The organism is Lactobacillus sp. JM1 (assembly GCF_009834385.1).
In the GTDB taxonomy this organism is placed as follows: Bacteria; Bacillota; Bacilli; order Lactobacillales; family Lactobacillaceae; genus Lactobacillus; species Lactobacillus paragasseri.
Genome location: NZ_CP044412.1, coordinates 1,373,958 through 1,396,663 on the forward strand (window position 1 = coordinate 1,373,958; position 22,706 = coordinate 1,396,663).

Genomic DNA, 22,706 nt, shown 5'->3' on the forward strand with positions numbered 1-22,706 from the left:
AAAAAAAAGAAGCATTTCTGCTTCTTTTCATTCTAAATTTCACCTTTAAATACATCGCCACTTTGCTTAAAGTAATCATAACCTGAGTAAATTGTAAAGATTAAGCAAATATACAATAAAATGGTACCGATGTAGTAAACGTCACCAAGCAATAAGAAAATGATGGACAACATTTGCGTAGTTGTTTTAATCTTACCTGGCATTTTGGCAGCTAAAACTTGACCTTTATTCTCAGCTAAAATCAAGCGTAAGCCAGTAACAGCCAATTCACGACAAACAATAATAGCCACTACCCACGCAGGTGCTAGATTTAAAGAAATTAAAAATACAAAAGCAGTCATTGTTAGCATCTTGTCTGCTAATGGGTCAGCAAATTTTCCAAAATTGGTTACCAAATTTCTTGAACGAGCGATATGACCATCTAAAAAGTCAGTTATTGATGCCACTGCAAAAATCACTGCAGCTAATACATGAGACCAGTAAATATGTGCACCTAAAACAATTGCACCACCAGCCGGCCAGTTAAAAATTAAAACTAGCATAAAAACTGGAATCATAAAAATTCTAAACATAGTTAATTTATTTGGTAAATTCATTAACGGTTACTTTGACCTCCATTATTTTGATTGGTATTCGTTTGCCCTTGAGTATTTTGAGTGTTTTGAGTACCTTGTTGATTTTGCTGTGTCTGCGTATTCACATTATTCGTAGTAGTAGAACTTTGAGTAGTTGCGCTACTTTGTTGAGTACTAGTAGTTTGACTATTTTGTCCACTAAAAGTAAATCTGACAGTCATTGGTGAAGCAGGATTCGTTGAGTTATGGGCATTCACCTTCTTACCAGCTAAAGTCAAAGTAGTCGAAACGCTATTACCCATTTGCACAGAAACACTATTTACATTCTGCGGTAATTGAACTGAATGCTTACCGTTTGCCTTTAATGTTCCTTGCCAAACTGAAGAACCATTAACTAAAATTTGTGCCCAAACTTCATTCTTAGTGGTGCCTAAAGTTAAAGTACGGTCATCTTTCATCCCGCTAACACGATAACTATTATTACCTAAACTAGCAATTTTAACTTCTGAAGTCTTAGACTTTGGAGTTGATTTCTTCTTTGATGAAGTTTTAGATTTTGAAGATTTAATACGAGAAGAAGAAACAGTTACGTTCTCAGCTTGATTTGCTGATTGCTGATTAGTTCCAGTAAAGAAACGAGTATAAACAATATAAACTACCAAAATTACTAAAACAACACCAACTACGGTTGCAATCTGAGGTAGGTAACTACGCCACATTCCTTTACGACTATTTGTAGTTTCTTTAATTTTCTCACTTTTATTGTCGATGGAGTTTTCAACGTATTCCTCAGGCTTTGCTTCAGGAACCTCTGATTTATAGTCCGCTAATAGTTCTTTACCATTAAGACCAACCACATCGGCGAATTGTCTAATAAAGGCTCTAACATAAAAATCTCCTGGCAATTGATCAAAATCATTATTTTCAATTGCTGTAAGATATCTACGCTGAATCTTTGTTATTTTTTCAACATCTTCAATTGACATGCCCTTTGCCTTACGAGCACTGCGTAATTTATCTCCAATATCTGCCATAATATCCTCTCAACTTTTTGCAATAATTCAAATATGAGTATACCAAACTAATCAACCATTAAACAAGCCAGCCACCATCAACATAAATAGTTTGGCCAGTCAAATAGTCTGAACGTTTATCAAGTAAGTTTTCTACCCAAAAAACTATATCACTAGGTTCAGCTAATCTCCCTGCGGGAATTTCATTTTTTACTTCGTTTAAAGTTTCTGCATCAAAAATTGCATTCATTGGTGTATCAACTGCCCCAGGAGCAATCACGTTTACCGTTAAATGAGCTGATGCGACTTCACGTGCATATCCTTGTGCAAAGCTAGATAAACCACCCTTACTGGCACTATATACGCTTTCTAACGCACTTGCTTGACCGCCATATACCGAGCCAATAAAGATAATACGTCCATGCTTTCTTTTTAAAAGCTGTGATTCTAAAAGAGAAGTGATCTTTATTGGCACTAATAAATTAATTTGCATAATTTTTTCTATTTGAGTCAATTCTTGACTACCAAGGAATTGATAGTTAGTTATCCCTTGAGTGAAAATAGCCGCATTTACTGGTAAAAGGCTAGCGACTGTAGTTTTAATTACTTCATCTTCAGCCAAGAAATCTAACTTTAAAGGAAAGAATTCTTGACTTGGATATTTATCAATAAACTCTGCCACCATTTTTTCAGCTTCTTGACTGCTATGATTAAAGTGAATGTATAAAGACCAGCCTTTTGCAGCAAGTTGAGCTGCAATGGCCTTACCAATTCCTCCTGTTGCACCAAAAACTATTGCACGTTTCATTTAATCAGCTTCCTCTTTGCCTTTTAAAATTGTAGTAAATATATCACTTTTAGCTAAAATATTATCAATTGCTGTATAAAATTCATTAAAACTTAAGGATTGAATTACGTGAGCTGCAGTATTAAAGTCTTCATTTTCTAAACCATATTCAGCTTCTTCGATTGCAACTGTACTTAAATCATCAAATTCTCTAATCGTCTGTGCCAAGGCCTCTTTCTTTTGGAATACGAATGCCTCTTTTGATATTGGAACTTCTAGTAGCTGATTTTTGGTATTTTCTAAAAATAAATCTGGCTTATTCGAAGCGCCAATAATCGTAGCAAAATTTCCTTCAGTAGTATAAGAAACTTGAAGCTCCATCGGAGAATTTAAAATTCCCTGCTTTTGCATTTCTTCAAACCAGGGACTGGTTACTCCCAACTTAGCTTGGAGCATCATTTCAAGAATTGTTTGTGCAGTACTATTTTTTAGACCAACTTTTTCAAAGTTAGGCAGCCTGATCCCTATACCAACGCGTGAAGTAGCTAGATCAGAATCAATAATGGTATTATGCTGTTTTTTTGGACTTACAAGAGTTAATTTTTTAGGAGCAACTTTTTTAGAAATTAAATATTTACGCTCAAGTTTCTCTACTTCACGCAGGACTTCTTTTGTTTGATTTTCGCTAAATCCACCACATGCGACAAATTCCATTCGACCACTAACATAATTATTATCATAAATTTCCTGTAAAATTTCTGGCGTCATCTTTTTTAAACTAGCTTTGGTTCCAGTTAAATCTTCCGCCAAATTTGTCTTAGGAAACATCATCTGCATCAGTTCATAATTTACTTGCCAATTCGGATCGTCTTGATACATCGCTAACTCTTGAGCAATGATCTTTGCCTCTTTTGTAACATTGCTTTTAGTAAAATACGTTGTTCCTACTAATTCAAAAATCAGTGGCAACACTTGCCGCCAATGTTCAGTAAAACTAGCATAAAACATTGTTTCGTTATACGTAGTAAATGCATTAGTAGAAGCACCAACTGCTTCAAATTGCTGCGATATATCACCATTCTTTTTGGCAAATAATTTATGTTCCAAAAAATGAGCTCCGCCACACAACTTCTGAGGATCACTTCCACCAAAATCCACAATAATTCCCATAAATTTTTGTGCAAATAATGGCCTTCTAATTACCTTTGCTCGAAATCCAGACTTATAATCTCTGGTAGTTACATCTAATTTTTTCATTTTAAACAATAGCTTTCATTAAAGTACAATTTTTGACTAAAGTCGATTAACTTATCTATTTTAAATTGCTCAACATCATTAATTCGTTGTACAAAAGTATAGTCGCGACCTCTTAAAGCATTTGCCAGCATTTGAATTAAAATTAAGTCCTGTCGATCAGCACTTATTTGATAATTACGCTTCAAAGCAGCTTTAGCTTTATTAAAAACATCTTTGTCCACTTTTCCTTCTTGGACCGCCTTCACACCGTTTTTAATTGCCTTAGAAGCAACTGCAATCTTTTCTTTAGAAATTCCTGTGCTAATTAAAAAAAGTGAATTATTAACATAATTAGTTGCATCAATGGCATACGCTGCTCCTAATTTTTTTCTGACCTCAGTAAACAACTTAGATGACTCATCCCCAGCAAGATATTCTCCTAAGAACAGACCTCCAAATTGTTTAAAATATACTGGCAAGGACTGATCATAGCCATAACCAATTAAAAGCTGCGCTTGTTCACTCTTAAATTGTACTTCTTTTTCTACTGGATCTTCCGTAGTCGCTAAAGATAATGTTGGCACAACAAAATCATCAAAATAACCGGCCCAATCAATTCGATTTTGAACTAAATCAGTTAAACTATCAGGATCTTGTGCTTGTCCCAAACAAAAGGCAGGCGCATTTTTTAGTGTATTAAAAAATGACTTAATTTCTTCTAAGCTAGCATCTTTTAATGTCTTCTCATCGCCAAAAACACTATCTTGATAATTAGGTGTATTTCGATACCAAGTATTAAAAAAGCCGTTCAAAGCAAAGTTTGCAGGTAGTTCATAGTATTGTTTTCTTTCCTGTTCAAGCTGTCTTTTGGCTAGCTCTAATAACTGACCATCAAAAAGCGGCTCCTTTACCACCTTGAAAAAGGCATCCATTACTACTTGATAATTATAGTCTGGATCAAGAATTTCACGAGGCTCAACAAAATTTATAGTGTAAAAAACTACAATTTGATTTCCAAATACTTCAGGAAAAACTTGTAAACTCGCATTATATAGATTAGAAAAAGTCCTTGCCTGAATATTTATACCCGGAAAACTTTTACTAGCATTGCTCTGCATACAAGCTAAAATATTTGCCAAAGCCAATGTTTTCTTATCTAAAGGCAAACGCAAAAAACAGCCTAAAGTGGCTGTTTTAAATTTTAAATTATGGTCAATTCTAATATTCGTCATAATTACTGATCATCATCCTTTTCTGGTGGAATAAGTACTTGTCTCGGTTTAGATCCTTCCGAAGGTCCTACAATCCCCTTTGCTTCCATTGCATCCACAATTCTTGCTGCTCGATTATAACCAATTCTAAATCGACGCTGAAGCATCGATACGCTTGCTGACTGCTGTTTTCTGACTAAGGCTACCGCTTGATCATAGAACTCATCTTCAGGCTCATCTTCGCCATCAGTTTGATTTTCAGAATCATTCTTTGAAGGAATCATGTCTTCGTTATATACCGCTTCTTGCTGCTCTTTTACCCACGATACTATTTTTTCTACTTCATTTACAGAAATAAATGCTCCTTGAACACGCTCAGGCTTAGCTGCTCCAATTGGTAAGAAAAGCATATCTCCACGTCCTAAAAGCTTTTCAGCTCCAACTTGATCTAAAATAGTCCGTGAATCTACTCCACTAGAAACAGCAAATGAAATTCGAGACGGAACATTTGCCTTAATTAAACCTGTAATAACGTCGACACTTGGTCTTTGCGTTGCCAAAATCATGTGAATACCTGCCGCACGTGCCATTTGTGCTAAACGAACAATTGCGTCTTCTACATCATGACCAGCAACCATCATCAAATCGCTTAGTTCATCTACAATTACTACAATATAAGGCAATTTTTCCATTACTGTATTAGTCTTATCGGCATTATTTTCAGCTACCTTTTGATTATATTCAGTAATATTGCGAACTCCCCCAGCTGCAAAAAGCTGATAACGTCTTTCCATTTCTTTAACAGTTTTACGTAAGGCATTTGTAGCTAGCTTTGCATCTGTAACAACTGGAATTAATAAATGAGGAATCCCATTATATACAGAAAGTTCAACCATCTTCGGATCAATTAAAACTAGCTTGACATCCTCTGGGTAAGACTTCATTAAAATACTAGTAATAATTGTATTAATTGCTACTGATTTACCAGACCCAGTAGACCCAGCAATTAATAAGTGCGGCATCTTGCGTAAATCTGCCGAGATTACTTTTCCTTCAACGTCTTTACCTAAAGGTACATCAAGTGAAATATCTTTTGCTTTTGAATCTTGATGAAGCATTACGTCTTTAAAAGAAACAGCGGAGGTAGTTCGATTAGGCACTTCAATCCCAATTAATGGCTTTCCTGGGATTGGGGCTTCAATACGAATATCTTTAGCAGCCAAAGCTAAAGCTAGATCATCTGCTAAGTTTACAATCTTGCTTACCTTAACTCCCACTGCAGGCTGTACTTCATAACGAGTAACAGTTGGTCCTAAGACTGCTTTTTTGACAATAACATGTACACCAAAACTCTTAAAAGTAGATTCTAAAACTTCAGTATTTTTCTGAATTAAAGATTTATCTTGACTCTGATCAACGCTTTTTATCGGTGCTAACAAATTAATTGGAGGCTTCTGATAATTAGCATTTTTTGTTTGAGCGTGTTGCTTAGTCTCTAAATCACCATGATCAACATCCTGAAGTTCCTGCTTCATCTTTTGATCTTCTTCGGCATAAGAATGTGAAATTGGCAAATCATCAGTTAAATTATCTCCAACTTCTGTCTCTGAAGCGGCTGTATTTTCTTGAGAAACCTCAATTGGAGGATCAAAATGAGGTGTTTCTTCAAGATCTTGAGTTTTATTTGAAATAGGTGCATCTTCCGTGAAATCAGCTGTACTTGGGAAAGTATCATCATGATTATCTAGAGGATCCGTCAATTTTTCACGATTATTTAATTTTTCTTGCTTACTCTGCTCATGCTTTTCGACTAAATCATTATATTTATTCTTTAAAGCATCCCCAGCATCTTTATTTTTCTCAATTACTAATTGCGAGCCTTTTTGAAAACCAGATAGTAAAGTAGCAAACTTGACATTACAGATCATCAAGACCCCAACCAGCATCATTAGTAAAGATATTACTTCTGAACCTACGGTACCTAAAATTGGAAAAATAAGTTGATAAAACATACTTCCAATAAAGCCGCCACCAACTTTGGTCGTGATTTGAGCACGAGAAAATTCTTCACCAATTGATGTTAAAAAGGCGTTGACAAATCCTTGATGGATCATCATTTGATTGAAAACATGAGAACTTTCCCAAAGGAGTAAACCTAAATAAAAAATCCCTAATCCGCTTCCTCTTTTTAGACCAAAATGAGGTGGCTGATTATAAATTACCATGACCAAACCAACTAAGCCTAAAACAATACTAGCTAAATAGTGACTATCGCCAACAAAAAAGCGAATTAAGTTAATTAGTTGTTGACTAAACAAGCCGAAATGAACGCAACTTAAAACTGCTATTAAAACAAGTACGATTCCAGTGATGACCCATTCCATACTTTGCTTTTTCTTCTTAGTAGTTGTCTTTCTCTTTCTTTTTGTCCTGCGTTTTCGCTTTTTAGCCATCAAGACACCTTCTCAATCTTTTTACTTATCATCTTTGTCCTTTTGGTTATCTCTGTTTAATTCGTTAAAGTTTGATTTAAAACTAAGGTTAACTGGATGATCTAAAGTTAATTGGGTAATTTCATAAGTTAAAGTTTCAATTTGTTCAACTAATGGTCTAGAGAGTAACTGGTAATCTGATGGTTCCAAATCAGTCCCATCGCCAAAATAATCAACAAATTGAACAACTCTCGTAATTACACCACTAACGGTAAAATCACCAGGTGCGGGAGAAACCTCGAATGGAACGGCAATTTCAAAATACTTACCAGTTTTCCCCTCATCTTGGCTACCATCATCTAAATCTTGGTAAACCTGTCTTAATGAAACATTAACTTCATTTTTTACCTTTTGTTCATCATTTAAATCATAATGAAAAGAACGAACAACAATTGGAGTCATATTTTTAAAATCCATTTTAATTCTCTCCTAAATTTCTTTCATAACGTTCAGGACGGTTGTAATTATCTTTTAACTTATCATTTTCATAATGATGGCTCGTTTCCATATTTGGAAAGCCTTGCTGTCTCAAAGCTTCTAAAAGGACCATTGCTACTGAATTTGATAAATTATAACAACGAATATTATCGGACATAGGGATTCTAAGATTACGATCATAATATTCTCGCATGAAAGTTTCTGGTAAACCAGTCGTTTCTTTTCCGAAAACAAAATAATAATCTTTATTAGGATCAGTATAGTCTACTTGAGCATAATTTTTTGAAGAAAATTTTGAAATTAAGTACATTTCATCATTTGGACCAAGAGTCTTTAAAAAGGCATCTAAGTCATCATGCATTCTAATATCAACTTTATCCCAATAATCTAATCCTGCACGTTTCATTTTTTTATTATCAATTTGAAAGCCGAGCGGTTCAATAAGATCTAAGACTGTATTCGTACCCGCACAAGTTCGAGCAATATTTCCCGTATTTGCAGGCATTAATGGCTCATAAAGTACAACGTGGTTTGTCATAAAAAAAGCTCCTCTTGTAAAAAAACGTAGCACCTGTAATGAGGCAAGTACCACGTTTAATTTTCTACCTAATTCTACTCTTTAGACTTTAGATTCGCATCATCTGATTCCGATATCTCATCATAAAGAGTTGAAATCTTACGATAATAATTAAATAGTCTAGTCACAATAATCTTAATTACAGCATAGACTGGGATCGCAAAAATTACGCCCCATAAGCCGGCAACAGCGCTTGCGCCAATTAATAGCAAAATAGTAGTAACTGGATTCATGTTCATCTTATTCCCCATTACCAATGGCGAAATAACACGTCCCTCAAGCGTTTGTTCAATTGCAAAAACGATTAAAACCTTCACCAGCATCATGGGTGAGCTAATTAATCCCAAAATAATTGCTGGAATAAAGGCAATAAAGGTACCGAAATAAGGAATCATGTTTAGCACACCAGCTAGAACAGCTAATGTTATACCATAATTTAGGCCAATTACCGAATAGCCAATCGCAAACATCACTCCAACCCAGAAAGCAACTGTAATTTGTCCTCTAATATATGATGCTACAGCTCCATTAATATCACTAAGTAAACTTGAAAAACTGGGTTGTAATTTTTGCGGAGCGAATTTAGTCACATAAGGATTTAGACGATGACCATCTTTTAACATAAAGAATAAAACAAAAGGTGCTGTTAATAACGTCATAAAAATCATTGTAATAACATTAACAGCCGACGACAAATTACTCAAAGCTAAGTTAAAACTATCTTGACCAGTTTTAAACATCTTTGTCTGAGCATCAGAAATGGCCTGATTGATTCCACTACGAACTCCATTTAAACGAGGATCGTGGATCATCTTTTCAAAGCCTTTTTGTGCATCTTGCCAATAAGCTGGCCAGTTCTTAATTAAAGAATCAGTTTGATGTTGAATAATTGGGATCAAAGTATTAATGATCCAAATTAATCCTCCCAAAACAATTACAAATAGCAAAATAATTGTAATTATACGTGGTACTTTTAGCTTCTTTTCCATCCAGTCAACGACTGGATCCATTAAGTAGTATTGAATTGATGCAACCAAAACTGGTGGCAAAATTGCATTAAAAAATGTCCAAAAAGGATTTAACACAAAAGAAATTTGGTTAAACACCCAAATAATTAAGAAGAATAATAAAATATTAAGTAATACTATGCTAAAACGATTATTTAAAAACCATTTAACAAAAAAATTATTCTTCTGATGATGTTTTTCTACTTCCATAGCTTCCCCTCTTATCTATGTTCGTAGGTGATCCAGTCTCCCACTTTAAATTCAGGCATTTCTTCTTTTGGATCTTTATCTAAATAAATTGCATTAGTCATCGGCTTTTTCGGAACTTCATTAGTAAATACTAAAGTTGCATGTCCAATAGCCTGCATGTTCATTTGAACCATTGGACCAACGTACAAAGCTAAATAAGTAGTGCCGTCAATTGTAATTGAGTCGTCTTTTTTAAAAACAAACTTTTCAACTGGCGTTGCCTCATCAAATTTTTGTAAAACAGCAACATCTCGCAACTTATCAGTTGCTTTATTATCAAATAAAATTACGATATTATCATTTGGATCCAACGCTTCTGATCCAATAGCAGTAATTGTAGAATTCCACTTCATTTTTATCAACCTCTTTACTAAATTTTACCATATCACTTTGCCTAGCTGATAACACTTAATAACAATTGCCTATTCTAGCCAAAAGGTAGAGAATAAATATGTTACGGAAAGCTTTTATCAGGAGGTAAAACTATGAAAGTTTGGTTTGGTGGCTATACTAGCCATGACTCAAAAGGAATTTATACTGCTAATGTAGAAAATAATGAGGATGATATTAAACTAGTTGATGTTAAAAATATTGTTGAAATTGATCGTCCAACTTATTTTCAACTAGTTGGTGACTTATTATTTACCATTATTCAAAATGGTGACCAAAGTGGAATCGCTACTTACCGCATCAAAGATGGAAAAGCAAAACAGTTAGATACCTATTTCCATGAAGGAGCAGCACCTTGTTATATCAGTGTCGACTCACAAAAGCACTTAGTCTTTACTGCAAACTATCACTTAGCCACTATTAACGTTTTTTCTTACGATGAAAATGGAAAATTAACTTTTATTACTAACGATACACATGAAGGACATGGACCAAGAGCAGAACAAGATCAAGCCCACCCACATTTCTTTGATGAAACTCCATCTGGTAATCTAGTTTCATGTGATCTAGGAATTGATGCGGTTGATTTTTATAAATTAGATGGAGATAAATTAAAACATTTAGCTCGCTATCAGATGGAAAACGGCTTTGGTACTCGCCACCTCGTCTTCTCACCTGATGGAAAAACTATGTATATTGTTGGTGAGTTATCAAGTCAAGTTAACGTTGCTCGTTTAAATGAAAATACTTGGAAATTTGAAGATGTTGCAACTTATAAGACTATCCCTGACGACTTCAGTGATCACAACGGCGCGGCAGCTATTAGAATTTCTAAAGATGGTAAGTTTATTTATATTTCTAATCGCGGTCATGATTCAATCACTGTCTTCAAAGTTCTAGACGATGGAAAACTAGAATTAGTACAAAGAATTTCCGTCTTTGGATCATTCCCACGCGACTTTAACTGGGACAAAGACGAAAAATATCTTGTAGTGGCTAACCAAAATACTAATAATGCCACCTTATACCGTCGTAATTCCGAAACAGGTAATCTAACACCTATCCAAAAAGATATTCCTGTGCCAGAAGCTACACGCGTTTTATTTGAAGAAGATTAGTCTTATAAATAGTTATCATAAATTATTAAAATTCTATTTTGCCATGATTTTCATGGCTTTTATTTTATCCTACTTAGAAAGCAAATTTTACATGCAAAATAATGCTACTGATAAACTTTCACCATTAAAAAAATTAACCACTGAGCAACAAGATTTAGTTAATCAAATTATTAATTTTACCGATCAACATCTTCAAAATAACTATCCCGCCATTTTTACTATTTATGGCGACGCTGGAACTGGAAAAAGCGTAGTTCTTTCTGCACTTTTTGATCAAATGCAAAAATTACGTCACGATAAGAATAGCAATTTTTATCAAACTAATAATTATTTTCTAGTAAATCATCCTGAAATTCTTAAGGTGTATAAACAAATTGCAGGTTCTCTTCCAGAATTACTAAAGAAAAATTTTCAAAGACCAACTAGCTTTATCAATCAACTAGATAAAAAACAAAAAAAGGCAGACATTGTCATTATTGATGAGGCACATTTACTTCTATCAAAGCCAGACCACTACAATAATTTTTATCATGATAATCAATTAGTTGAAGTTATTAAACGAAGTAAGGTAGTCATTCTGGTTTTTGATCCCTATCAAGTGCTTAAAATGAAGACACTTTGGACCAAGGACCGACTAGAAAAAATTACTCATTCTTATCCATATAAAAAATACTACTTAAAGCATCAATTTCGAATGAATGCTTCCTCAGATCTGATCGATTGGTTTAATTCTTTTACTGAAAATATGATTATCAAACCAATTCCAGATAATGCAACAAAGAATTATGACTTTCGTATTTTCGATGATGCAGAAAAAATGCGGAAAGAAATTGTCAAACGTAACAAAGAAGTTGGATTAAGCAGAATTCTTTCTACGCCTGGTTATCCTTCAACATTAGATGGTGGAAAACACTATATTCAAGAAGGAAAGTTTAAAATGCCATGGGATCAATATAATTACACCTCAACGCCTTGGGCAGAAATACCTGAAACAATTAATGAAGTTGGGTCAATATATACTTGCCAAGGTTTTGATCTAAACTACACAGGTATCATTATTGGACCACCAATTAGTCAGGTCCCTGGTCAAAATAAAATTCAAGTTAATTTAGATAAAATTACCGATATTGAAATGTTTAAAAAAAGAAAGGATTTGACCGATCCAACTGAAATTAAAAAGCTAGAAGAAAGAATGGTACTTAATTCTTTAAACGTACTTTTTAAACGAGGAATTATGGGAACTTATCTTTATGCACATGATCCTTTACTTAGAAAAACGCTAGTTTCGCTATTTAAAAATAAACAAAATAAGTCAAAATAAGTAATAAATTATTACTTTCGACACAAAAAAGGTTACGGCTTCAAAGCGCCGTAACCTTTTTTCTTAATTCTCATTCAAATAAATTGTTACAATTTTAAATCAAGTTTGCTTCTTCAAGCAATTCCTCAATCCATGTTCCCTTAATCTTCTTCATCCCTGCTTTAACGGCAAGTTTTTCAGGAAGAGGCATTTCTTGATCTGCTAGCTTCTTCTTGTCAGCCATATAGTACATTGCACGGAGCAATTCACGAATATCATAGACAGAATCCCAAACTTCTGGAACTCCGCGGTCTACATTAAGTAAGGTGTAAACTGACTCCATCGCAGTTCTAACTGAATATTCAGTAGTAAAGACAGTATCTCTAGTAGGACTTTCAGCAAAGTTACCAATAAAGGCTAAATTCTTTGAGCCTTCTGGTACAACTGCCGGACGGTCACCATCATGACGAGGCATGAAGTAACTAGTGATATAAGGCATATATACTGGAACAGTATTCATATTTTCTTCTGAAGAAAGTTCTTTAATTTCACTTTCTGGAACACCTAAGTGATACAGCATTTCTTCAGCAATTTCTTGTCCGGTACAGTCAACTACTTTTTTCTTAATATAATTTCCCTCAGTATCTGAATATAAAGCATAAATCCAAACTACGATTTCGTTTGGCTTTTGCGTTGGGAAGTGCGGTTGACGGTGGATAGTAAAGCTTAAGCCCCAGTTAGAATCAGTAACTGTGATAATACCACCAGTATTTACTTTGCCATCATACAAACTACGTTTAGTTAATCTTTCAAAGTAAGGTGCAACCTTTTTATTCTTCAAGGTTGTAGTTGCAGAAACAAACCATGATCTTTCTGGAAGATTTTCACTAAAGACATCAGGATGACCAAATGCTGGGTCTTGCTTAGCTAAGTTCTCCCATAATCTCCATGAACCACCTTTAGCATGAGTAATTGGTGCTGGCGTAGTTTGATTACCATAAGTTGAACTTTCAGTAATCGAACCGTTAGTCACAAAGACAAGATCATTTTCAGTTAAGTCGATATCTTCTTGCTTACCGTCTTTCTTCATAACAATCTTTTTAGCAACTTTTTCGTTACCTTCATGATCGACTAGCACGTTTTCAACTTGAACGCCGTACTCAAACTTAACGCCATGATCCTTTAAGTACTTAAGTAGTGGCTTTACCATCGAATCATATTGGTCATATTTGTTGAACTTCAAAGCAGTAAAGTCTGGCAAACCATCAATATGGTGAATAAACCGCATGCAGTAGCGTCTCATTTCTGCAAGAGAGTGCCACTTTTCAAAAGCAAACATTGTTGACCAATAAGTCCAGAAATTAGATTCAAAGAATTCTGGAGAGAACCATTCTTCAATAGTCTTTCCTTGAATTTCAGATTCCGGTGTCAAAACTAGTTTAACTATTTCACTAGCATGTGAACCTAGTTGATACAAACCATCAGTTGGCAATTCATTACCACGTTTATGAATTAAACGGCAATTTGATGAGTTCGGATCTTCTTTATCAAGCCAATAATACTCATCTAAATAGGATGCTCCTGGTATTCTCAATGAAGGAACAGAACGGTACATATCCCACATACATTCGAAGTGGTCTTCCATTTCACGACCACCACGAACTACAAAACCAGCATTAGGACGCTTTGTTCCGTCTAAAGAGCCCCCAGCAACATCTAATTCTTCTAAAATATGAATCTTGTCACCAGCCATTTTAGCATCTCTAACTAAGAAAAATGCTGTTGAAAGACCAGCTAATCCACTACCAATAATATAAGTAGATTTTCTATCTACATCTGCTGGCTTTTTTGTGTCTGCAAAAGCTTCATAATTTCCCTTTGAATAATACATACAAGTGATCCTCTTTTCTATATTAGGATAGTATTAACACTTCTTATATTCAATTCTATGTAAAGCGGTTACAATAGTCAATGTATTTGACTATTATATTTATAATTTATTACTTATTAGCCTTTGCCACAAACATTTCATATCCACTGGTTCTGAAATAGTAACCTCCTGCTTACGTTCCGAAAAAGGATCATCAAACTTAAGATAAAAGCAATTCAAAGCTTGTCGTTTAAAATTATCTTTAATCCCATACAAAGGATCACCAAACAAGGGATGGTCAAGATACTGCATGTGAACTCTAATTTGATGAGTTCGACCAGTTAATAACTGTAATTCAACTAAGCTTGCACCATTAACTTGGTCTAAAACACGGTATTTTGTAATTGAGCGTTGACCATTAGCTACTATTCCGCGTTTAACGCTGGCATCTAGTTTACCAATTGGCGCATCGATAATCCCTATTTCTTGTTCTTTACTAAAATTGCCATGCACAATTGCATGATATTTTTTAATAAAACAATCCTTCCCCATTTCGCTAAATCGAGCATGAGCAACTGCATTTTTTCCAACTAAAACTAACCCTGATGTATCACGATCAAGTCTTGTAATAACATGTGGCTTAAGATCTTTCTGCCCATTTTTCTGAAAATAATATAGCAATCTGTTAACTACTGCATCATTATCTTCATAGCGAGATGGGATTGACAAAACGCCAGCTTCTTTATTAATGACTAAATAATCATGCTGTTCAAGAACAATATTCAGCTGATTAGTAGATGGTTTTAGCCATTGATTTTTCTTCTCTTCACCTAAGATAAAGATTACTTCATCCCCTGAATGTAAAAGATAGCTAGTATAGCGGCGATGGTGATTTACCAAAATCATCCCACCATTATGCTGGCTATTAGTTAAAGCTCTTTTAGAAAAACCATTTCTTAACAAAAAACGCCCCAATTTTTGAGGTGTTTTATTTTCAAATTTTAATTTAAAATATTGCATAATTATTTATTTTTAGGTTGCCCAATAAAAGCATCCTCTACCCGATTCCAAAAATGAGTATGTTGATACTTATCAAACCGAATAACATGTTGAGAAATACGGTATTCAATTTTCTTAATATGCTTGTGATTAAATTCATATCCATCATAGGTTACTACGTAGTGATCATCACTTTCTGGTTTAATAGTTATCCATTCATCTGGAGCAATAACTATTGGCGATGACAAAGTTCTGAAAACACGGTTATTAATCGAAGCTATTTCAGTCATCTGCAGGGCTTTTAAACGGGGGTGAATAACTGCGCCGCCTAAAGATTTGCTATAAGCGGTAGAACCTGTAGGCGTTGAAACACATAATCCGTCTCCTTTAAAGCTCTCAAAGAATTGATCTCTAATATAAACATCAGCCTTTAAAGTCTTTGAAACTCGTTTAATTGTTGCTTCATTCAAAGCGAGCAACTTTTTCTTTTCACCTGAACCAGTAGTAATAATTAACTCTAGCAGTGGATAAGAAGCGGAAGAGGGTTGCTTCTTAGTTAAATTATCAACCATCTTGCCAATTTCAAAGTTACGCCAATCAGTATAAAAGCCTAAGTGTCCTGTATGTACACCAATAAACCTTATTTGATCAACTAAATTTTGATATTTGTGAAAACCCGAAATTAAAGTTCCATCTCCCCCAATTGTGATTACCACATCAGGATTCTCAGGATCAATTTCAATCTTTCTAGAATCAAGTAATTTTTCTAATGCCTTAACTACTGCCAAGGTTTCAACTTTTTCATTATAAACGAGTGCGACTTTCATTATTGTTCTTTTCCTTTAGATTTAGTAAAAATTCTCTGTGCTTCCTGCACTTCATCTTTAATTGATGACATTTCTTCATCTAACTTATAAGCAGCTTCAGCTGTTGATTTAAGTCGCTTAGAAATATCTTCTGGGTACTTCCCTTGATATTTATAATTTAAAGTATGCTCTACTGTTGCCCAAAAATTCATTGCCAAGGTCCGAATTTGAATTTCGGCAATAATCTTTTTTGGTCCATCAGGTAAAAAAACAGAATATTCAATTACCATATGGTAAGAACGGTATCCAGATGGTTTTGCGTTTTGAATATAGTCCCTTTCTTCAATTACCTGCATATCTTGACGCTGGTGAATTAGGTCAACTACTCGATAAATATCATCCACAAATTGACACATAATTCGAATGCCAGCTATATCTTGCATATCGTTCTCAATGACATCAGGAGCAATAACTCGCCGCGTCATTTTTTCTTTAATTGAATCGACGGTTTTTACGCGTCCGACCACGAATTCAATCGGCGAATGCTCACCCTTGTTTAAAAAACTTTGTCTAAGTGATCGAAATTTAACTTTTAATTCAGATACAGCCTGTTGATAAGGCCATAAAAATAAATCCCAATCTTTCATGTATAAATCCTTTCCGTTTCAAACAAAATTATTCTACCATAGAGAGGGATAACATTAACTAGTGAAAGGATAAAATTATGAGTAAAAATTTAGAAATTGAATCAAAAACACTCCTAGATAAAGATACCTACGAAAAAATGCGTGATGCATTTACCGCTAAATCAGATTTTATTCAAAAGAACTACTACTTTGATACACCTGATTTTGACTTAAAAAATAGTGATGCCAGTTTAAGAATTAGAATTCTAGTTGATCACGCTGAACAAACTATTAAGGTTAAGGAAACCAAACCTAAAGAAAAAAAATATAGTGAAAGAGTAGAAATTAATGATCTTTTGTCAGTAGCCCAAGCCGAGCAAATGGCTCAAAGTGCATATGAAGGTACTTTTTTCTTATTTGGCGGTGATGTTGGTAATTATTTACAAAAACATTATTCTAAAGAATCCATTCACTCTTTAAAATTAATTTCTTGGAGTCAAACACGAAGAATATTAGCCGTTGGACCAGAAAATTGTGAATTAACTCTTGATTTAACAGAATTTCCAGATGGCTATTATGACTTTGAATTAGAAATTGAAAATGATGATCCAGCAACTATAAAAAAAGTACTTGCTGAATTAGAAAAGCAGTTTGATTTCAAAGCTAACAAGGAAAATACTAACCAAAGTAAAGTAAAACGTGCTTGGGAACACAAAAAATAAAACAAATTTTTTTCCATTTCGTTCATTTTCTGATACAGTATTCATGAACTTGGACGGAGGAAATAGCAAAATGTTTGAAATATTTTTCTTTGTTAATCCGATTGGAATTAACTGTTATCAAAATGAACAGGAAATAATTGCTGCAGTCAGTGGTTATAAACAAAATATTTCTTACCACTTTATTCCCATGACTACCATGAACACAATTCGTAACGATATCAGAGCGAGACATCTTTCATCAAGTAATGTCGAAATTTTTAACACTTTTAGTCAAAGTGCTTATAATACAACCAAAGATTATCACACCCTAAAATTAATAGTAGGTAATAAAAAGGCTAGACAATATATCATTAAATTGCAACATGCTATTAATGATATGGGCAAAATTTACTCATCAGAGCTTATTAATGAAATTTTGAGCTCACTAGATGTTTCGATTAAGAGCTTCAAAAAGAATCGAGAATCGAATTACATCAAGCTTTCAATGGATAAAGACTTAAAACTTGCCGATGACTTGAATGTTGTAACTACTCCAACTACGATTATTTTTAATTATGATAATGACCGTGGAGACTCAGGAATGATGATTGAAGGTTGTGCAAATCGAGAAGAAATTGAGTCAGCAATCACTGGGGATAGACAAACTAGTAGTGATAATAGTTTACGCTTATTATAATTTATTGAGCTAACTGGCTTTTAAGTCAGCTAGCTTTTTTTGTAGAAAAATTATTATTGGACTTTTTTCCTTCGGCTCTCGTAATTTTAAGAAGAGTTCATCTGGAATATCTGCCACAGAATAATGTAACTGATATAATAACGAAGCAATTTTCAGTCCCAGTCTACTTTTTTGATTAATTTGCTTTTGTAGATATATTTTTTGATCTTGAATATAGCTTATTTTATTTTTTCTAGTAGATGGAATGAAAGTAAACAAGCTTGCCACGCCTCTTTCATCTAATGAAAAAGTTTTAATCTCATAACTTAGTTCAGAACTAAGTGCTGCCATTAAAATATTATATTTTAATGTAATCACACAACTAAATGGATTAATTTCTAAATAATACCATTGCCATTGTGTACTGTATCTTAAAAAGATTTTTTGAGAACGATTAATTTTATTTTTCAAATAATGCCTTTTCCCGACAATCCAAATATCTTTAATCTGCAATTTTTTATATAAGGCATGGCGATGCGCAAATTCTGCCCCACTCAAGGGTGCGCATTGCACTTCAAAAGATAATCTATTTTCTACTAATACATCTGCTCTCAATTGTTGATCTAAAAGTGGAACTTCAATATCTGCTCGAAGTCCATTTACTTTTAACGCAGTGCACAATAACTGTTTTGCCTGTAAATGCTCTTCCTTTTCCCCTGTTCCCTTTACCTGATAAAAATGTTTAAAAAATGGCTTTTTTTCTTCCGATAAAATCAGAATCATTCGATGCCGACAAGATGGACAAAGATAAGATTCTTGATTCAACTTTTTTAATCCCTTACTAACTTGTTCTGCTTCATTAATTGCTAAGACTAATTTTTGATTTAAAATAGCAGCATACATTTTATCGCCCATTATTATATACGCAAAAAGGAGATGATTTTTTTCATCTCCTTTATTTTTTAATCAAAATATTGTCTTAGATTTCCTAACGCGTCTTGCCTAATCAAACACTTTGCATTTTTCTTTATTTTTTGGAATTGCTTTTCTGTCATTCCATTTCCATATTCATTAGCAATTACCCACGTATCTTCAGGCTTTAATTCAACATAATTGTCATCTAAGTAGGCTAAATCTAAATAATATTCATGATGGTAAGTATATAAACTAGATGCTAAGCCATCAACTTTTAATGCATCCGCTAAGGCGGCAACTAAATCAATACTATCAATCTTAAAGACTCGGCGATTATCACTAATTAATTTATCTTGATTATTAATTTTTGTTTTACGATCATCATTATCCGATCCGGCGCCTAATCCCTTTAACAGATCACGTAATTGATCGTTAGGGTTATCACCGACATCTTCATCACTATCAAGTACTTTAGAAATTAGTAACTCTAATCCAGAACTACTTGGCATAACTTGAAAAGTAACTGGATCGCCTTTAGCAAAAGTATGATCTGTATCGACTTCACTTAAAATTTGATAGAAGAAATGTTGAATTTGACTTTTATTTCCTAATAAATCGAGCATTGTTATTCCGCGCTCTTTAAGTTCATCTGCATCCATTGTTACACGAATGGTGTTCTCACTTATTCTGTGTACTTCCACTTGTTATCACCTCGAAGTCTCTTGTCCTTAATACATTGTAACCTATTTTCTTGCTCATACAAAAACGCTAGCTTAAAAAGGCTAACGTTTTTACAATTTTTAATTAAAGATCAGCTGTCATTGCTTGGATTTCTTCAAGCTCTAAACGACGAACCTTTCGAGGAAGAAATCTTCTAATTTCATCTTCGTTATATCCTACTTGCAAACGTCTGTCATCCATAATGATTGGACGTCTTAATAAACTTGGATTTTTTTCAACAAGATCAATTAATTGATCAATTGATAAGTCATCTAAATTGATTTTTAAATTTTGGAAAGTACGAGAACGAGTAGAAATTATTTCTTCCGTTCCATTTTCAGTCATACGTAAAATTTGCATGATTTCTTCTTTGTTCAATGGATTAGCAAAAATGTTTCTTTCCTTAAAAGGAATATCGTGTTCTTTTAACCATGCTTTTGCCTTACGACATGACGTACAACTTGGTGATGTATATAAATTTAACACTTAACTCCACACTCCTTTGCGTGTAGAAAAATAACTACTGTTTCACTTACAATTATTATTATATCACAAATACTTGTTTTTTGTAAGTTGTAATTAGATTTCTTCTTATTAGCTTACAAATATTACTTTATCAGTAAATAATGAAGTTTGTGTGAAGTTTTGAAAGAAAAAAGAGTACTTACGTACTCTTTTTCTATTAATCATTAATGTTAAGCTTCTTCATAGTTTCTTCAACTAACTTCTTGTTTTCATCGGCAGTTTCTGAAACAAAACAAGCTTTATTAGCTAATTCTTTAATATCTTCAGTATTGATCTTCTTCATCAAACTTCTGATACGTAAGATTGAAGTTGCACTCATCGAATATTCATCAAGTCCCATTGATAAAAGAATTGGGAACATGATATCATCACCAGCAGCTTCACCACACATACCACACCAAATACCGTTTTCATGAGCACCATCAATAGTGTGCTTAATCAAACGTAAAACAGATGGGTTATATGGTTGGTAAAGATAAGAAACATTATCGTTACCACGATCGGCAGCCATAGTATATTGGATTAAATCGTTAGTTCCAATTGAGAAGAAATCAACTTCTTTAGCAAATTGGTCAGCTAACACTGCAGCAGCTGGAACTTCGATCATCATACCAACTTGTAGGTCGTCACCGACCTTAACGCCTTCTTTAACAAGTTTATCTTTTTCTTCAGCTAAAATTTGTTTAGCTTCACGTAATTCTGCCAAAGTACCAATCATTGGGAACATAATTCCTAATGGACCATATGCAGAAGCACGAAGTAAAGCTCTTAATTGAGTTCTAAAGATATCCTTGTATTGCATTGAAAGACGAATAGCACGAACACCTAGGAATGGGTTCATTTCTTCTGGAAGATCCCAATAATCTAAGTGCTTGTCACCACCGATATCACAAGTTCTAATGATAGTTTGCTTACCATCCATATCTTCGATAACTTCCTTATAAGCATCGAATTGAGCTTCTTCAGATGGGAAGTCTTTTGAATTCATGTATAAGAATTCAGTTCTGTACAAACCAATTGCTTCAGCACCGTTTTCTTTTACACCCTTCATATCATTAGGAGTACCAATGTTAGCGGCAATAATAAACTTCTTATTATCTGCAGTTACAGATGGTTCATTCTTTAACTTCTTCCATTCTTCCTTTTGCTTAGCAAAGGCTTCACCTTTCTTGGTGTACTCTTCAACTTGAGCATCAGTTGGGTTAACAATAGCATCACCATCTAAACCGTCAGCAATAAGCATATCACCATCTTTAACGTCTTTAGTAATGCTTTCAGTACCTACAACAGCTGGAATTTCTAATGAACGAGCCATGATTGCTGAGTGAGCAGTTCTACCACCAATATCAGTTACAAATCCCTTAACATACTTTTTGTTAAGTTGAGCTGTATCACTTGGTGTTAAATCATAAGCCACAACAACAACTTCATGGTCAATAGCTGCAGGATCTGGTAATTTCTTACCAAGAAGGTGTGCCATAATACGTTTTGAAACATCACGTACGTCAGCTGCACGTTCTTGCATATATGCATTATCAGTCATGCCTTCAAAGATGGTAATAAACTTTTGAGCAGTTTCATCTAATGCAGCTTCAGCATTAACTTTTTGATCTTTGATTTCTGTTTCAATGGCACCAGTAAATTCTGGGTCACTTAAGAAGAGAAGGTGAGCATCAAAAACTTGTGCTTCTTCTGCTCCTAAACTTTCCTTAGCCTTATCACGAACTTTTTCCAGTTCTTTAGTTGATTCTTCAACAACTTTTTTAAAACGAGCTACTTCAGCATCAACATCGCTAACTGAGGTTTTAGAAAACGAAAGGTCAGGTTCTACCAAAAGGTAGGCTGGTGCAACTGCAATACCATCACTGGCAGCAATTCCCTTTAAAGTTTTCGACATTATTCAGCTAAACCTTCCTTTTTCATAGTGTCAGCAATAGCTTCGATTGCTTCTTTAGCATCGTCACCATCAGCAGTAATAGTTACATCTGCACCTTGGCCAACACCTAAAGACATAACACCCATAATTGACTTCAAGTTTACTGATTTACCGTTGTATTCCAAGTTAATATCTGAATTAAACTTAGATGCTGCTTGTACCAACAAAGTAGCTGGACGAGCATGAATACCAGTTTCAGCAACAATATGAAATTCGCGTTTTTCCATTTTAAATTATCTCCTTTAAAATCAAAAATAATCGGGAGTTTTATACCCACTCGTTTATTAGGTTATCATGTTTTTTAAATGAAAACAACACAAATGTAAATGTTTACATTATAAGTTGCTTAATTTTCATTATCAGATAAGGTGTAGATTATATCCCCACCACGTTGAGCAATTCCAGTTATACTTTGCCTTTTACCATAGCTTCTAAGTGCCAATTGAAATTGAAAGGCATCTTTAGGACTAACTCTATATTCTTTTAGTTCGCCACTCACGATTTGATCTAGTATTTTTTTATAATCCATATCTTATAAA

General features: G+C 34.1%; 24 protein-coding genes. 4 read left to right on the top strand and 20 right to left on the bottom strand.

Annotated features, from left to right (window positions below):
• Positions 1–32: 32 nt before the first annotated feature.
• The 10 genes from pgsA to F3I00_RS07070 form a co-directional block, all read right to left on the bottom strand.
• The gene (pgsA, locus tag F3I00_RS07025; RefSeq protein WP_020806708.1) at positions 33–596 is read right to left on the bottom strand and encodes a CDP-diacylglycerol--glycerol-3-phosphate 3-phosphatidyltransferase; all 564 of its coding nucleotides are present in this window, start codon (positions 594–596) and stop codon (positions 33–35) included.
• Entirely contained in the window at positions 596–1,609 is a 1,014-nt protein-coding gene (locus F3I00_RS07030; RefSeq protein WP_020806709.1) for a RodZ family helix-turn-helix domain-containing protein, read from the bottom strand. The genes pgsA and F3I00_RS07030 overlap by 1 nt, the downstream gene beginning before the upstream one ends.
• A gap of 58 nt (positions 1,610–1,667) precedes the next feature.
• A complete protein-coding gene (ymfI, locus tag F3I00_RS07035) occupies positions 1,668–2,396 on the bottom strand; it encodes an elongation factor P 5-aminopentanone reductase (protein ID WP_020806710.1) in 729 nt (242 codons plus the stop codon).
• Entirely contained in the window at positions 2,397–3,632 is a 1,236-nt protein-coding gene (locus tag F3I00_RS07040) for a pitrilysin family protein (protein ID WP_020806711.1), read from the bottom strand.
• On the bottom strand, positions 3,629–4,843 hold the full coding sequence (locus tag F3I00_RS07045; RefSeq protein WP_039156050.1) for a pitrilysin family protein: 1,215 nt from the start codon (positions 4,841–4,843) through the stop codon (positions 3,629–3,631). The genes F3I00_RS07040 and F3I00_RS07045 overlap by 4 nt, the downstream gene beginning before the upstream one ends.
• A 2-nt stretch (positions 4,844–4,845) precedes the next feature.
• Positions 4,846–7,275, bottom strand: a complete 2,430-nt coding sequence (locus F3I00_RS07050) for a DNA translocase FtsK (RefSeq protein ID WP_020806712.1) — start codon at positions 7,273–7,275, stop codon at positions 4,846–4,848.
• A 21-nt stretch (positions 7,276–7,296) separates the two neighbouring features.
• Positions 7,297–7,731: a DUF1149 family protein gene (locus tag F3I00_RS07055; RefSeq protein ID WP_003648419.1), complete on the bottom strand. Its 435-nt coding sequence runs from the start codon at positions 7,729–7,731 to the stop codon at positions 7,297–7,299.
• A 1-nt stretch (position 7,732) separates the two neighbouring features.
• A complete protein-coding gene (locus F3I00_RS07060) occupies positions 7,733–8,290 on the bottom strand; it encodes a tRNA (uridine(34)/cytosine(34)/5-carboxymethylaminomethyluridine(34)-2'-O)-methyltransferase TrmL (RefSeq protein ID WP_020806713.1) in 558 nt (185 codons plus the stop codon).
• Between the two features lie 74 nt (positions 8,291–8,364).
• Complete coding sequence (locus F3I00_RS07065) at positions 8,365–9,546, bottom strand: AI-2E family transporter (protein ID WP_020806714.1); 1,182 nt, start codon at positions 9,544–9,546, stop codon at positions 8,365–8,367.
• 11 nt (positions 9,547–9,557) lie between these two features.
• Complete coding sequence (locus tag F3I00_RS07070) at positions 9,558–9,938, bottom strand: PTS glucitol/sorbitol transporter subunit IIA (RefSeq protein WP_003648416.1); 381 nt, start codon at positions 9,936–9,938, stop codon at positions 9,558–9,560.
• 132 nt (positions 9,939–10,070) lie between these two features.
• Between F3I00_RS07070 and F3I00_RS07075 the strand changes: the two genes are divergently transcribed.
• Both F3I00_RS07075 and F3I00_RS07080 read left to right on the top strand, forming a co-directional pair.
• On the top strand, positions 10,071–11,093 hold the full coding sequence (locus F3I00_RS07075) for a lactonase family protein (protein WP_020806715.1): 1,023 nt from the start codon (positions 10,071–10,073) through the stop codon (positions 11,091–11,093).
• Between the two features lie 91 nt (positions 11,094–11,184).
• Positions 11,185–12,414 carry a DUF2075 domain-containing protein gene (locus F3I00_RS07080; protein ID WP_159311040.1) on the top strand — a complete coding sequence of 410 codons (1,230 nt, stop codon included), beginning with the start codon at positions 11,185–11,187 and terminating at the stop codon, positions 12,412–12,414.
• 94 nt (positions 12,415–12,508) lie between these two features.
• Here F3I00_RS07080 and F3I00_RS07085 read toward each other — a convergent pair whose 3' ends face one another.
• From F3I00_RS07085 to F3I00_RS07100, 4 genes are all read right to left on the bottom strand, one after another.
• Entirely contained in the window at positions 12,509–14,284 is a 1,776-nt protein-coding gene (locus tag F3I00_RS07085) for an oleate hydratase (RefSeq protein WP_020806717.1), read from the bottom strand.
• A 99-nt stretch (positions 14,285–14,383) separates the two neighbouring features.
• Positions 14,384–15,283 carry an RluA family pseudouridine synthase gene (locus F3I00_RS07090; protein WP_003648412.1) on the bottom strand — a complete coding sequence of 300 codons (900 nt, stop codon included), beginning with the start codon at positions 15,281–15,283 and terminating at the stop codon, positions 14,384–14,386.
• Positions 15,284–15,285: 2 nt separating this feature from the next.
• Positions 15,286–16,089: an NAD kinase gene (locus tag F3I00_RS07095; protein ID WP_003646970.1), complete on the bottom strand. Its 804-nt coding sequence runs from the start codon at positions 16,087–16,089 to the stop codon at positions 15,286–15,288.
• Positions 16,089–16,715 (bottom strand): GTP pyrophosphokinase family protein, encoded by a 627-nt coding sequence (locus F3I00_RS07100; protein ID WP_003646968.1) that lies wholly within the window; start codon positions 16,713–16,715, stop codon positions 16,089–16,091. The genes F3I00_RS07095 and F3I00_RS07100 overlap by 1 nt, the downstream gene beginning before the upstream one ends.
• Positions 16,716–16,792: 77 nt before the next feature.
• Between F3I00_RS07100 and F3I00_RS07105 the strand changes: the two genes are divergently transcribed.
• Together F3I00_RS07105 and F3I00_RS07110 are read left to right on the top strand one after the other, a co-directional pair.
• Complete coding sequence (locus F3I00_RS07105; protein WP_020806719.1) at positions 16,793–17,416, top strand: CYTH domain-containing protein; 624 nt, start codon at positions 16,793–16,795, stop codon at positions 17,414–17,416.
• Positions 17,417–17,486: 70 nt separating this feature from the next.
• A complete protein-coding gene (locus tag F3I00_RS07110) occupies positions 17,487–18,092 on the top strand; it encodes a DsbA family protein (RefSeq protein ID WP_020806720.1) in 606 nt (201 codons plus the stop codon).
• Positions 18,093–18,101: 9 nt separating this feature from the next.
• Here F3I00_RS07110 and F3I00_RS07115 read toward each other — a convergent pair whose 3' ends face one another.
• From F3I00_RS07115 to F3I00_RS07140, 6 genes are all read right to left on the bottom strand, one after another.
• The gene (locus tag F3I00_RS07115; RefSeq protein ID WP_020806721.1) at positions 18,102–18,974 is read right to left on the bottom strand and encodes a competence protein CoiA; all 873 of its coding nucleotides are present in this window, start codon (positions 18,972–18,974) and stop codon (positions 18,102–18,104) included.
• 59 nt (positions 18,975–19,033) lie between these two features.
• The gene (locus F3I00_RS07120) at positions 19,034–19,687 is read right to left on the bottom strand and encodes an adaptor protein MecA (RefSeq protein WP_024273080.1); all 654 of its coding nucleotides are present in this window, start codon (positions 19,685–19,687) and stop codon (positions 19,034–19,036) included.
• Between the two features lie 103 nt (positions 19,688–19,790).
• Positions 19,791–20,192 carry a transcriptional regulator SpxA gene (gene spxA / locus F3I00_RS07125; RefSeq protein WP_003648406.1) on the bottom strand — a complete coding sequence of 134 codons (402 nt, stop codon included), beginning with the start codon at positions 20,190–20,192 and terminating at the stop codon, positions 19,791–19,793.
• Positions 20,193–20,388: 196 nt separating this feature from the next.
• A complete protein-coding gene (gene ptsP / locus F3I00_RS07130; protein WP_020806723.1) occupies positions 20,389–22,128 on the bottom strand; it encodes a phosphoenolpyruvate--protein phosphotransferase in 1,740 nt (579 codons plus the stop codon).
• Positions 22,128–22,394, bottom strand: a complete 267-nt coding sequence (locus F3I00_RS07135) for a phosphocarrier protein HPr (RefSeq protein WP_003646961.1) — start codon at positions 22,392–22,394, stop codon at positions 22,128–22,130. Before F3I00_RS07135 ends, ptsP begins: the two co-directional genes overlap by 1 nt.
• 119 nt (positions 22,395–22,513) lie before the next feature.
• Positions 22,514–22,696 carry a hypothetical protein gene (locus F3I00_RS07140; protein WP_003646960.1) on the bottom strand — a complete coding sequence of 61 codons (183 nt, stop codon included), beginning with the start codon at positions 22,694–22,696 and terminating at the stop codon, positions 22,514–22,516.
• Positions 22,697–22,706: the final 10 nt, after the last annotated feature.